At 63.6% G+C, this 12,124-nt stretch carries 12 protein-coding genes; 1 reads left to right on the plus strand and 11 read right to left on the minus strand.

Annotation, left to right across the window (positions count from 1 at the left end):
- Window positions 1-2: 2 nt before the first annotated feature.
- The 7 genes from GW587_RS08960 to GW587_RS08990 all read right to left on the minus strand — a co-directional run bounded on the left by GW587_RS08960 (window position 3) and on the right by GW587_RS08990 (window position 7,913).
- A complete protein-coding gene (locus tag GW587_RS08960) occupies window positions 3-827 on the minus strand; it encodes a MinD/ParA family ATP-binding protein (protein ID WP_166101261.1) in 825 nt (274 codons plus the stop codon).
- Window positions 820-2,265 carry a flagellar biosynthesis GTPase FlhF gene (flhF, locus tag GW587_RS08965; protein ID WP_166101265.1) on the minus strand — a complete coding sequence of 482 codons (1,446 nt, stop codon included), beginning with the start codon at window positions 2,263-2,265 and terminating at the stop codon, window positions 820-822. Before flhF ends, GW587_RS08960 begins: the two co-directional genes overlap by 8 nt.
- A gap of 71 nt (window positions 2,266-2,336) precedes the next feature.
- Window positions 2,337-2,720, minus strand: coding sequence for a hypothetical protein (locus GW587_RS31240; RefSeq protein ID WP_229259359.1), 384 nt, complete (start codon window positions 2,718-2,720; stop codon window positions 2,337-2,339).
- Between the two features lie 51 nt (window positions 2,721-2,771).
- A complete protein-coding gene (gene flhA / locus GW587_RS08975; RefSeq protein WP_166101267.1) occupies window positions 2,772-4,895 on the minus strand; it encodes a flagellar biosynthesis protein FlhA in 2,124 nt (707 codons plus the stop codon).
- The gene (flhB, locus tag GW587_RS08980; RefSeq protein ID WP_166101270.1) at window positions 4,892-6,082 is read right to left on the minus strand and encodes a flagellar biosynthesis protein FlhB; all 1,191 of its coding nucleotides are present in this window, start codon (window positions 6,080-6,082) and stop codon (window positions 4,892-4,894) included. The genes flhA and flhB overlap by 4 nt, the downstream gene beginning before the upstream one ends.
- A gap of 116 nt (window positions 6,083-6,198) precedes the next feature.
- Window positions 6,199-7,197: a fumarylacetoacetate hydrolase family protein gene (locus GW587_RS08985; protein ID WP_166101272.1), complete on the minus strand. Its 999-nt coding sequence runs from the start codon at window positions 7,195-7,197 to the stop codon at window positions 6,199-6,201.
- The gene (locus GW587_RS08990) at window positions 7,194-7,913 is read right to left on the minus strand and encodes a pseudouridine synthase (protein WP_166101275.1); all 720 of its coding nucleotides are present in this window, start codon (window positions 7,911-7,913) and stop codon (window positions 7,194-7,196) included. Before GW587_RS08990 ends, GW587_RS08985 begins: the two co-directional genes overlap by 4 nt.
- 130 nt (window positions 7,914-8,043) lie before the next feature.
- On the opposite strand from GW587_RS08990, the gene GW587_RS08995 reads away from it, so the two are divergent.
- The gene (locus tag GW587_RS08995; RefSeq protein ID WP_229259360.1) at window positions 8,044-8,355 is read left to right on the plus strand and encodes a hypothetical protein; all 312 of its coding nucleotides are present in this window, start codon (window positions 8,044-8,046) and stop codon (window positions 8,353-8,355) included.
- Window positions 8,356-8,500: 145 nt separating this feature from the next.
- On the opposite strand, the gene GW587_RS09000 is transcribed toward GW587_RS08995, so the two are convergent.
- Genes GW587_RS09000 through GW587_RS09015 form a run of 4 tightly spaced genes read right to left on the minus strand, consistent with a single transcriptional unit; the run spans window position 8,501 to window position 11,613 of the window.
- Window positions 8,501-9,529, minus strand: a complete 1,029-nt coding sequence (locus GW587_RS09000) for a S49 family peptidase (protein WP_166101277.1) — start codon at window positions 9,527-9,529, stop codon at window positions 8,501-8,503.
- A 22-nt stretch (window positions 9,530-9,551) separates the two neighbouring features.
- Entirely contained in the window at window positions 9,552-9,923 is a 372-nt protein-coding gene (locus tag GW587_RS09005; RefSeq protein WP_166101643.1) for a Rieske (2Fe-2S) protein, read from the minus strand.
- A complete protein-coding gene (locus GW587_RS09010; RefSeq protein ID WP_166101279.1) occupies window positions 9,923-10,582 on the minus strand; it encodes an HAD-IIIA family hydrolase in 660 nt (219 codons plus the stop codon). Before GW587_RS09010 ends, GW587_RS09005 begins: the two co-directional genes overlap by 1 nt.
- Window positions 10,583-10,629: 47 nt before the next feature.
- Window positions 10,630-11,613, minus strand: coding sequence for an RluA family pseudouridine synthase (locus tag GW587_RS09015; protein WP_166101282.1), 984 nt, complete (start codon window positions 11,611-11,613; stop codon window positions 10,630-10,632).
- Window positions 11,614-12,124: the final 511 nt, after the last annotated feature.

Raw genomic sequence — 12,124 nt, forward strand, 5'->3', positions numbered from 1 at the left:
ATTTATGCGCGAAACCGGTTGCCGCTCCCCGTGTCGAAAGATGGCGCACCGGCCAGCGCGAAGCGCCCAGCCAGCTGACGAAACGCGACCGAAGCCCCGGCCAGCGGAAACGCATCGACCACCGCGCGCCCCAAGCGCGCGGCGCGTTGCAGGTACTCATCCGCCGGCACCGACCCCATCGACACCAGGTTGACGGCAAGATAGCGACTTGCCGCCTGCGACATATTATCGTATACCACCTTTGCCTCCGATTCGGAAGCCCCGGTGACCAGAATCCCGAACGGACGCCGTCCCAGTTCCTGGTTCAGCCGCTTGATCATGCTGTAGGCGGCCTTGATCGAGGTGGCGCTGTTCGACACCTGCACCACGATCTCGGAGCTGGACATGACCGGCACCGGGAATGCCTCGCCGTCGAATTCGCCGTCGACGATGACCACGCCGGTCTGCTTGACCAGCACGTCGAAGGCCTTGGCCAGGCGGCGGGTTTCGTCCGGACCGCCGCGCGCCGCGCCGCGTGTCATCGACGCCACAGCGAAGCCCTGCGGCACCTGGTGGATCACCTGGTTCAAGGCGCATTCCTGGCGCGCCACGTCCAGCAGGCTGGCGCCGCCGTCGACGCCGAGGCGCGAGGCCACGCCGTGCGCGCTGGCGCAGGCGTCGACGATCAGCACGTCGTTGCCGGCGCGGGCCAGCGAGGCGCCCAGGTTGACCAGCATGGAACCCTTGTCGTCCTGCGGCGAGGCCGACAGGAAGGTGACGATGCGGGGCTGCGGCCCCGCCAGCATGCGGCGCAGCCCCTCCGCCTGGTCGAAATCGAAATTAGCCAAGGTGCACCTCGCGCAGGCCATGGGTGTTACTCATCAGCATAGGCAGTTCCGCATCGAGATATTGGGTGTTGACGACATCGCGTTTCAACTTGAAAGCCCGGTCGATCAGGTAGGCCGGATCGGCCAGGTGCAGGTCTTCCGGCACCCGCTGGCCGTTGGAGACGTAGAACAGGTTCAGCTTCTGGCGGATCACCACGTCCAGCACGTTGCCGATCGCGGCCGCTTCGTCCAGCTTGGTCATGATGCAGCCGGCCAGGCCGCTGCCTTGATAGGCGCGCACCACTTCGTTCAACGTCTCTTGCGTCGCGGTGGCGTTCAGGCACAGCAGGCGCTTGACGTCGGAGCCGGCGCCTTGCAGCATCGACACCTGCTCGGTCACCATCTGGTCGCGCTGGCTGACGCCGACGGTGTCGATCAGCACGGTGTGCTTGTTCTTCAATTCTTTGAGCGCGATGCGCAGGTCGGCCTCGTCCTTGACCGAGTGCACCATCACGCCGAGGATCTTGCCGTAGATGCGCAGTTGTTCGTGCGCGCCGATCCGGTAGGCGTCGGTGGTGATCAGCGCCAGCTTGTCCGGGCCGTGGCGCATCACGCAGCGCGCGGCCAGCTTGGCGGTGCTGGTGGTCTTGCCGACGCCGGTCGGGCCGACCAGCGCGAACACGCCGCCCTGGTCGATCAAGGCATCTTCGTTGGCCATCGCCGACAGGTTGCGCGTCAGCACGGTCTTAATCCAGCGCAGGCTGTCGGCGGCGTCGCGGTTGGCCGGCATCTTGTCGAGCAGGTAGCGCGCCAGGCTGGCCGAGAAGCCGGCGGCCAGCATTTCGCGCAGCACGGCGGCCTTCTGCGGTTCGCGCGCCTGGGTCGCGCCCCACGAGATTTCGGCCAGCTGGGTTTCCATCATGCCGCGCATGGCGCGGATTTCATTCATCATGCCGCTCATTTCGGCGGCGGCGTTCTGCTTGGCGCCGGCGACGGCGGCGGCCACCATCGCGGCGACCTGCTCGGCGTCGAGGCCGGCCTTGGCCGGAGCAGGTGCCGGTGCGGCGGCGGCCTTGGTGGCGCTGGCGAACGACGCATTCGACGCCACCACGCGGCGCACCGGTTGCGCTGGCAGGGTTGGCTGGAATTGCTGGGCTTGCTGGATCGACTCCTGGCGCGCCGGGGTCGGGCTCGGGAAGCTCGGCTCCATGCGCGGCTCGGTGCGGCCGTGATGGCTGGGAACGGTGGTGTTCAGGTCGAGCGACGGTGCCGGTTCGGCCATCGGCGAGTGCGGCGCCGGCACCGACAACGAGGCGGCATCATCGTTGGCCAGCGCCAGGATCTCCACGCCACCGTCGATCTGGCGGTTGGACAGGATCACGGCGTCCGGGCCAAGCGATTCGCGCACTTTGCGCAGCGCTTCGCGGGATGTGGGGGCGGTAAATTTTTTCACGTTCATGGCCGACTCTCAAGAGGCTAAGTCGGGCAGCGCGTCTTCCGGATGAGACGCCCTTTACTCCGACAGTGTCATTATTGACGATGCACTCTGGAAACGATCTGATGAACAGGGGGGCAAATGGGCCGCATTTCGCCCCCGCCGCCCGAGCGGCTATTTATCGCGAAAAACCTGCTCCAACGCACATTGCCTCTGGTTTGCCGCGCCAGCAAATGCGCCACCGTCACCAGGGCGAAAGGATTCGCCTCGTCGCGGACGTGGACGCTGACCAGCTTGTCGAGTAAGCGCTTGCCCAGCGCGGCATCGCGGCTGAGCGCGGCCAATTCCTGATCGAGAAAGACGTGCGGGCGCGACCAGTCGATCGCCGCGTGCGCGCGGGGGAAATAGAAAGCCATGAACTCGGGGAAGTGATGCATCACCACTTCCTTCCACGGGGAGTCGTAATCGTCGTGCTCCATGCCGCGAGTCTAGCCCGCCGCCATGCGGCACGACCGCGACCGCATCAACGCTTAGGTCGGCTGCTGCCCCACCAGCGCGGTCACGCGTATCGTTTTGGTCTCCGGAATCTCCGCATGCGACAGCACCTTCAGCTGCGGCAAGGCGCGGCGCAGGAAGCGCGACAGCAAGGCCCGCAGCGGCCCCGGCACCAGCAGCACCGGCGTCAGACCCAAGGCCTCCTGCTGCTGCGCCGCCGACTGCGCCTGCTGGGCGATGGTGTCCGCCAGCCCCGGCTCGATGCCCGCGCCGTCCGGACCGCTGGCCGCCAAGGCCTGCATCAGCAAGCGTTCCAGTCGGTTGTCCAGGGTCATCACCGACAACTCGCCGGCGCCGGGGAACAGTTGCTGCACGATCGCCCGTCCCAGCGAGATGCGCACCAGCGCCGTCAGATCGCTCGGATCCTGCGTATGCACCGCATGCTCGGCCAGCGTCTCGATGATCGAACGCATGTCGCGGATATGCACGCCTTCGATCAACAGGTTCTGCAACACTTTCTGCAAGGTCGACAGCGACACCATCTTCGGCACCAGATCCTCCACCAGCTTCGGCGCATCCTTGCCCAGGTGATCCAGCAATGCCTGCACCTCGGCGCGGCCCAGCAGCTCGGCGGCATGGCTGGTGATCAAATGGTTCAGGTGGGTCGCCACCACCGTGCCGGCGTCGACCACCGTGTAGCCCATGCCCTGCGCCTGGTCGCGCAGCGAGGCGTCGATCCACGTCGCCGGCAGGCCGAAGGCGGGATCGCTGGTCACCAGCCCGGGCAGCGTGCCGCTGGCCATGCCGGGGTTGATCGCCAGGAACTGGCCGTTGAAGGCTTCGCCGACGCCGACCTCGACGCCCTTGAGCGTGATGCGGTAGGCCGACGGCTTGAGCTCCAGATTGTCGCGGATGTGCACCGGCGGCGCCAGGAAACCGACCTCCTGCGCGAATTTCTTGCGGATGCCCTTGATGCGCTTCAGCAGTTCGCCACCCTGGGTCTTGTCGACCAGCGGAATCAGGCGATACCCGACCTCCAGCCCCAGCGTATCGACCGGCATGATGTCCTGCCAGCTGGCCTCTTCCTGCTCCGCCGCCGCCGCGGCAGCCGGCGCCGCTTCGGCCGCCGCGGCCGCCTCGGCCGTGACCTTCACCGCCGCGCGCTTCGAAATCAGATAGGCCGAACCGGCCAGCGTGCCGCCCAGCAGCAGGAACACCAGGTTCGGCATGCCCGGAATCAGCCCCATGCCGCCGATGATGGCGCCGGTGATGTACAGCACCTGCGGCTTGGCGAACAACTGCGCCACCACCTGGGTGCCGATGTCCTGGTCGCTGGCCACGCGCGACACCACGATACCGGCGGCGGTCGAGATGATCAGCGACGGGATCTGCGCCACCAGGCCGTCACCGATGGCCAGCAGCGTGTAGTTCTTCAGCGCGTCGGCGAAGCCCATGTCGTGTTGCAGCAGGCCGACCAGCAGGCCGCCGACCACGTTGATCACCGTCACCAGGATGCCGGCCACGGCATCGCCGCGCACATACTTGCTCGCACCATCCATGGCGCCATAGAATTCCGCCTCCTGCGCCACTTCGCTGCGGCGCTTGCGGGCCACGTCCTCGCCGATCAGGCCGGCGTTGAGGTCGGCGTCGATCGCCATCTGCTTGCCCGGCATCGCGTCCAGCGCGAAGCGCGCGCCCACCTCGGCGATACGGCCCGCGCCCTTGGTCACCACGGTGAAGTTGATGATGGTCAGGATGATGAAGACCACGATACCGACCGTGTAGTTACCGCCGATCAGGAAGTGGCCGAAGGCCTCGATCACCTTGCCGGCCGCGTCGGCGCCGGTGTGGCCCTCGGTCAGCACCACCCGGGTCGACGCCACGTTCAACGACAGCCGCAACATGGTCGACACCAGCAGGATGGTCGGGAAGGCCATGAAGTCCAGCGGCTTGACCGTGTACAGGCTGGTCAGCAGCACGATCACCGCCAGCGCGATATTGAAGCTGAAGAAGATGTCGAGGATGAACGCCGGCAGCGGCAACACCATCATCGCCAGCAGCATGATGATCAGGATAGGCGCGGCGATGCTGCTCTTGCCCGGCGAGTTGGCGATGCCTTGCAACCATGGCGGCAGTTTGATGTTGCTCAGGGCGTTCATGCGGGTGCTCCGTTATTCGTGTCTGGTTTGTTGCCGTGCTTTGGAATGAAGGCCGGATCCAGCGGATCGAGCTCGGGCGGCACATCGAGTTTCTTCGGCATCTCGGGCCGGTTGCCGCCGCCCTTGCTGAACAGGCGCAGCTGGAACACATACGCCAGCACCTCGGCCACCGCCGAGTACAACGCTTCCGGAATCTCGTCGCCGATCTCGGTGTGCTTGTGCAGCGCGCGCGCCAGCGCCGGGGCTTCGAGGATCGTGACCTTGTTGTCCTTGGCGATTTCGCGGATCTTGGCCGCCACCTCGTCGATGCCCTTGGCCACCACTTTCGGCGCGCCGCGCATGCCGTCGGCGTACTTCAGCGCCACCGCGTAATGGGTCGGGTTGGTCACCACCACGTCGGCGGTCGGCACGTCGGCCATCATGCGGCGCTTGGCCATCTCGCGCTGTAGTTGGCGGATCTTGGCCTTGATCTGCGGATTGCCGTCCGATTCCTTGGATTCCTGGATCAGCTCCTGGCGCGTCATCTTCAGCTTGTTGGCGTAGTGCCACATCTGGTACGGGCCGTCGATGGCGGCGATCAGGCCGAGCGCGCCGACGATGAACAGGAAGCTGCTGGCCAGCATATTAATCAGGTGCACCGTACCCAGCTTGATCGGCTCGACCGCCAGGCCGATCACCGCGTCCTTGTATTTCATCACCACCAGCCAGGCCACGAAGCCGACCAGCAAGGTCTTGCCGACCGCCTTCAGCAACTCGACCAGCGCGTTGGTGGAAAACATATTGCCGATGCCGTTGATCGGATTGAGCTTGCTGAATTTCGGCATGAAGGCCTTGCTGCTGAACAGCCAGCCGCCGACCAGCAGCGGCGACGCCAGCGCCACCACCATCACCGCGACGCCCAGCGGCAGACAGGCGAGCATGACCCGCACCACGTCCACCCCGATGCGGTTGATCAGCACGTCGGCATTGAAGATTTGCTCCTGGTCCAGCGTCAGGCCGGACACCAGGGCGGAATTGAGTTGCCGCACCAGACCGTCGCCGGTCATCCACAGGCCGGCGCCGGCGGTCATCAGCACGGTGAACGTCGCCACTTCCCGCGAACGGGGAACATCGCCTTCCTCACGCGCCTGCGCGAGGCGCTTCGCTGACGCGGGTTCGGTCTTTTCTGCGTCGCTATCTTCGGACATGTTCTCTGCCTGCTGCGTGGGTTATCTCGACAGTGCCATTATCCGGCCCGGCGGGAGCAACTCATCGCTGGAATACGGCGGTGTTTCACCGCCATATCCTTAATTCCACACGGCAATTAGAACACTTTGCGGGCCTCGGCCTGCGTGACGGCCTGCTCGATGGCGCCGAACACCGACTTGCCGTCGCCGTTCAGCATCTCGATACGGATGGTGTCGCCGAAGGCCATGAACGGCGTGACCGGCTCGCCGCCGGCGATCATTTCCCGCGCGCGCTGCTCGGCGATGCAGGAATAGCCGCGTTTGGCGTCCTTGTTGGACACCGTGCCCGAGCCGATGATGGAGCCGGCGCGGACGTTGCGCGACTTGGCCAGGTGGGCGATCAGCTGCGGAAAATTGAAGGTCATGTCGACGCCGGCCTGCGGCTTGCCGACCAGCTTGTCGTTCCAGGTGGACAGCAGCGGCAGATGCACCTTGCCGCCCTTCCAGGCGTCGCCCAGCTCGTCCGGCGTCACCGCCACCGGCGAGAAACTGCTGGCCGGCTTGGATTGCACGAAGCCGAAGCCCTTGGCCAGCTCCTCGGGGATCAGGTTGCGCAGCGAGACATCGTTGACCAGCATCAGCAGGCGGATGCGCTGGTGCGCCTGGTCGGGCGTCGCACCCATGGGCACATCGTCGGTGATCACCGCCACTTCCGCCTCGAAATCGATGCCCCACTGGTCGTGGAACAGCGCGATATCGTCGGTCGGGCCGAGCAGGTTGTCGCCGCCGCCCTGGTACATCAGCGGCTCTTCCCAGAACGATTGCGGCAACTCGGCGCCGCGCGCCTTGCGCACCAGCTCGACGTGGTTGACGTAGGCCGACCCGTCGGCCCACTGGAAGGCGCGCGGCAGCGGCGCCATGCAGTGCTTCGACTCGAAATCGAAACCTCGGCGGGCGCGGCCCTGGTTCAGGTCCTGGTACAGCTGTTCTAGCTGCGGCGCGATGAAGGTCCAGTCGTCCAGCGCCTTCTGCAAGGTGCGCGCCACGCCGTCGGCCAGCTGCGCGGTTTTCAGGTCGCGCGACACCACCATCAGCTGGCCGTCGCGCGTGCCGTCCTTCAGCGTCGCCAGTTTCATGCCGGCGCCAACATGGCCAGTTGTTCGGCCGTCAGGTAGCACCAGTCGCCTTCGGCCAGGCCCAGCGATTCCAGCGTCAGCGAGCCGATCGCGGAACGGTGCAAGGCGCTGCAATGGTTGCCGGCGGCGGCCAGCATGCGCTTGACCTGATGATATTTGCCCTGCTCCAGCACGATTTCCAGCTGGTGCTCGCCGCGCTTGACGCAGGTCTGCGCCGCCAACGGCGCCGGCTCGTCGTGCAGCTGCACCCCGGCCAGCAACTGCGCCACCAGCTCGTCGCTGACCGGTTCTTGCGTGGTGGCCTGGTAAATCTTCGGCACATGCCGCTTCGGCGACGATTGAGCGTGGATAAAGGGTCCATCATCGGACATCAACAGCATGCCGGTGGTGTCGTGATCGAGCCGTCCGACCGGCTGCACCTCGCGCCAGGTGAATTGCTCAGGCAGCAAGGTGAGCACGCCCGGATGGTGGCTGGGCTTGCGCGAGCATTCGAAATTGGCGGGCTTGTAGAGCGCGATATACAGATGTTGACGATAGATCCACTCTTCATCGCCGAAGATGGTCAGCACCAGGCCATCGGTCTCGATGCTGGCTTTGTAGTTGTCGTGCACCACGCCGCCGATACTGACTTCGCCGTCTTCGATCAGCGAGCGGCAGTACTTGCGGGTGCCAAAACCCTGCGATTGCAGGATGCGGTCCAAGGATAATTTACTCATGGCCGGGATTTTACAGGATGGCTCCCTATTGATACATATCAAGCCACGATGAAATTGTATTGATACACTGAAACCTCGTTAGGAATTCGCCTAACGGACTAGGAAACTCAGCAGGAAGCAGGACACCATCATGCCACCCCAAAACGCCAACCCCGTGGCACAAGCCCAGGCCGCCATGCACCGCACCGCCTTGCTGCTGGCGCGCTGCAGCCACCACGACACGCCACAACCGCCACCCACCAGCCTGCAAGCACGCTGGTATGCCGACCAGCAACGCCGCCTGCTGGCATGGCTCGATCGCGGCGGCTTCGCGCAAAGTGAAGCGCCGGGCCAGCCCACAATAGAAAACAGCGGCATTGCGCCGCTGTTCTCAGCCCCATTACAGGACTCTGACGAGGAATCGAAATTCTCTCTGGTCCGCATCAACGATGCGGTTGAGTAGTTCCATCAATCTGGTTCAAGATCGTGCTGACAACAAGCTAAATTGTTTATATCGGCCTCCCTTGGAAAGAACTACAAAACCACTATAGTTCACCGCATCGGATATGCAAGAAGAAATAAAGCTGGTCCGATAAGGTTCATTCCCGTTAGCGCAGGCTGGGCTTGGCGGCCTCCACCGCCGATTTCATCGCCCCGGCGCCCATCGCGGCGCCGAATTTCTTCAATACCCGCTCAGGCAAGCCTTCATGCTGGGTGTAATCGACGATATCCTCGGCCTTGACCACGTCGCGCGCGACGCTGTCGACGGTGCCGAAGGCGTCGGCCAGGCCCATGTCGATCGATTTGGCGCCGGTCCAGAACAGGCCGGAGTACATCTCCGGGGTTTCCTTCAGGCGCTTGCCGCGGCCGTTGCGCACCACCTGGATGAATTGCTGGTGGATCTCGTCGAGCATCGCCTGCGCGTGCTGCTTGTGGCGCTCGGTCAGCGGGCTGAACGGATCCATGAAGCCCTTGTTCTCGCCGGCCGTCAGCAGACGGCGCTCGACGCCGACTTTTTCCATCACGCCGGTGAAGCCGAAGCCATCCATCAGCACGCCGATCGAGCCGATGATGCTGGCCTTGTTGACGTAGATGCGGTCGGCGCCGGCGGCGATGTAATAGCAGCCTGAAGCGCAGATCTCGTCCACCACCACGTACAACGGCTTGGCCGGATAGCCCTTGCGCAGGCGCAGCATCTCGTCGACGATCATGCCGGCCTGGACCGGGCTGCCGCCCGGACTATTGATGTGCAGCACCACCGCCACCGAGCCGCTGTCGGAAAACGCCTTATTCAGCGCCGGGATCACCACGGCGGCCGACCCGCTGCCCTCCGACTCGATCGCGCCTTCGACTTCGATCAGCGCGGTGTGGCGGCCCAGGGTTTCGCCGTCGGAGCCGGTCCAGCTGATGTCGAGATAGGCGCTGAGCGCCACCACGATCACCAGCAAGGTCAGCGCCTTGAAGAAGATGCCCCAGCGGCGCGCCGCCTTCTGCTCTTTGAGCGTGGCGAACACCAACTTTTCCAGCACCTCGCGTTCCCAATTGGACGCGGCCACGGCCGGCTTCCCGGCTTGCGGCGCCGGCGGCGGTGTTGCGGCAGGATGGGCGTTGTTCGTGTTATCGCTGTTGTCGCTCATGGATTACTTTGTCAGGTTGTTATCAAGCGCGCGCCGGGCGCACATAATCGTCCGGCCGCCAGTAGATTTGCTGGTCGCGCTCGATCAGCGCGATCGGACGCAGACGGCCGCCCTTGCACGGGCCGCCGGCGCACAAGCCGGTTTCCGGAACATACACCGCGCCATGGGTGGCGCACATGATGTACAGCTTGCTCGACTCGAAGAATTCGCCTTCGGCCCAGTCCAGCTCGATCGGCACGTGGGCGCAGCGGTTCAGGTAGGCGTAGGCCTTGCCGCCGTAGCGCACCACGAAACCGGTGCCGTCGTCGCCGCCGGCGGTGACCAGGAAGCGCACCCCCTTGCCGCCCTCCAGCACCGCGTCCGCGGCGCAAATCAAAATCTCATCCACTTCCATCAAGCGTGCTCGCTCAGCCATTGATGCAGCTCGGCCACCGTGGCCGCCGAGTACAGCGGTTTGCAGGCGTCCAGCTGGTCGACCGGATGGGCGCCGTACTGCACCGCGACGCCGGCCGCGCCGGCATTGTTGGCCATCAGTAAATCATGCGTGGTATCGCCGATCATCACGGTACGTCGCATATCCTGGCCCAACTCGCGCGTCAATTCCTGCAACATGGCCGGGTGCGGCTTGGAGAAGGTCTCGTCGGCGCAGCGCGTGGCGTCGAACATCGACAATAGTTTGACGTCATTCATGGCGCGGTTCAAGCCCACCCTGCTCTTGCCCGTCGCCACCGCCAGGAAATAGCCGTTTTGCGACAGCTCGGTCAGCATGTCGAACACGCCGGGGAACAGCGCCAGCTCGTGGTCCTTCGACAGGAAATGGTAGCGGTAGCGCTCCACCATGCGCGGATAATAGGCGGGATCGATTTCCGGCAACACCGCCTGCATCGCTTCATGCAGGCCCAGGCCGATGACATGCGCCGCCACGTCGTCGCGCGGCACCGGCAGCGCCAGGTCGCGCGCCGCCGCCTGGATGCATTTCACGATGGTCGAGGTGGAATCCATCAGGGTTCCATCCCAATCGAAGACGATCAGATCAAATTGCTTTCTTGCCATGTATTCCGGCCATGACGCTGACCGGCTCCTTCAATGAATATTTGCGATTAGTTAACAGGTTTCCCCAAGCTTACCAAGAATCGCTCACATTCGGCGGCTAATGGCGCATTCAGCGTCATGATTTTTCCGGTTTCCGGATGGGTAAACGTAATTTGATGGGCGTGCAGGAACATCCGCTTGAGCGCGCCGCGCGTGGAATCCGCTTTCAGCAGCACGCGGTTGAGCGCGAAATCGCCGTATTTATCGTCGCCTACGATGGCGAAGCCGGAAGAAGCCAGATGGACGCGGATCTGGTGGGTGCGTCCGGTCTTCAGCTCGGCTTCCAGCAAGGCGAAGCCATTAAATTTCTTCAACAGCGAAAACACCGTGTGCGACGGCATGCCGTCCGCCTGCACCGCGACCCGCCGCTCGCCGTCGGCGGTCGTATATTTGTGCAACGGCAACTTGACGTGCTGGCGCGCGTTTTTCCAATCGCCCGCGACCATGGTCAGGTAGCGCTTGTCGGTATGGCCATCGCGCATCTGCTCGTGCAGATTGGTCAGCGCCGAGCGTTTTTTCGCCAGCAACAGCAAGCCAGAGGTGTCGCGGTCCAGCCGGTGCACCAGTTCCAGGAACTTGGCGTCGGGCCGCGACGCGCGCAGCTGCTCGATCACGCCGAACGAGACGCCGGAGCCGCCGTGCACGGCCACGCCGGCCGGCTTATCGATCACCAGCAGTTGGGCGTCCTCATAGATAACCTTGAATTCGGCGGCCGGCACATGGCTGGTGTCGGCTTTTTCCGCGATGCGGACCGGTGGAATGCGCACCACATCGCCCTGTACCAAACGGTACAGCTGATCGATACGCCCCTTGTTGACCCGTACCTCGCCCGAGCGCAGGATGCGATAGACGTGGCTTTTCGGCACGCCTTTGCAAACGCGCAACAGGTAGTTGTCGATACGTTGACCGGCTTCTTCTTCAGTGATGGTGACGAATTGTGCTTGCAGCGGCGCAGGTGTTGAAGGGGGAACAACATCATTTTGCATCTTCATTTGCTCTGTCTTCCCAGAAATCTCTCTAAGTCCTTCATTTTGAATATATAATTGTTTCGCTGCGGTTCAATCTGCGGCAAGTGTAAGAATAAAAGCACATTTTACACAGGGGCGTCTCCACTGGCCTCGCCAAATTGCAAATTCAGAGGAAAAAATGTATACGCACCACCCCTGCCCGAATCAAGGTTGCACCGTTGTTGTAATCGGATGCCTGCAGGGATGCTGAACCGGAATGATTGCATCGTAAGGATAAAGTCCGGCCAGACAGGTCTAGTGCCTGGCTGGCTGGTTGATGAAGTTGATAACGCTTGCCGTTTTCGCCAGACCCCAATGCTTTGCTGCAAGCTCGACGGAAGGCTGAAACCAGCCCGGTTGTTGTAATACTTGTAGTACGTAAGCTTGGCCAGGATTTGGCTCATACAACGCTGTTCACCGCCGGCATTTCTCTGCCGCCCCCACGGGCCGCATGGATGAGTTGCTGGTGATGCGAACACAGCGGCATGTCGATCGA

The sequence above is a fragment of the Duganella aceris genome (genome assembly GCF_011090165.1).
Lineage (GTDB): Bacteria > Pseudomonadota > Gammaproteobacteria > Burkholderiales > Burkholderiaceae_D > Rugamonas > Rugamonas aceris.

Bases quoted from the DNA above. Each gene is read 5' to 3' on its own strand.
- flhF (WP_166101265.1), bottom strand. From the start codon at position 2,265: ATGAACGTGAAAAAATTTACCGCCCCCACATCCCGCGAAGCGCTGCGC.
- GW587_RS31240 (WP_229259359.1), bottom strand. From the start codon at position 2,720: ATGGAGCACGACGATTACGACTCCCCGTGGAAGGAAGTGGTGATGCAT.
- flhA (WP_166101267.1), bottom strand. From the start codon at position 4,895: ATGAACGCCCTGAGCAACATCAAACTGCCGCCATGGTTGCAAGGCATC.
- flhB (WP_166101270.1), bottom strand. From the start codon at position 6,082: ATGTCCGAAGATAGCGACGCAGAAAAGACCGAACCCGCGTCAGCGAAG.
- GW587_RS08985 (WP_166101272.1), bottom strand. From the start codon at position 7,197: ATGAAACTGGCGACGCTGAAGGACGGCACGCGCGACGGCCAGCTGATG.
- GW587_RS08990 (WP_166101275.1), bottom strand. From the start codon at position 7,913: ATGAGTAAATTATCCTTGGACCGCATCCTGCAATCGCAGGGTTTTGGC.
- GW587_RS08995 (WP_229259360.1), top strand. From the start codon at position 8,044: ATGCCACCCCAAAACGCCAACCCCGTGGCACAAGCCCAGGCCGCCATG.
- GW587_RS09000 (WP_166101277.1), bottom strand. From the start codon at position 9,529: ATGAGCGACAACAGCGATAACACGAACAACGCCCATCCTGCCGCAACA.
- GW587_RS09005 (WP_166101643.1), bottom strand. From the start codon at position 9,923: ATGGAAGTGGATGAGATTTTGATTTGCGCCGCGGACGCGGTGCTGGAG.
- GW587_RS09010 (WP_166101279.1), bottom strand. From the start codon at position 10,582: ATGGCAAGAAAGCAATTTGATCTGATCGTCTTCGATTGGGATGGAACC.
- GW587_RS09015 (WP_166101282.1), bottom strand. From the start codon at position 11,613: ATGAAGATGCAAAATGATGTTGTTCCCCCTTCAACACCTGCGCCGCTG.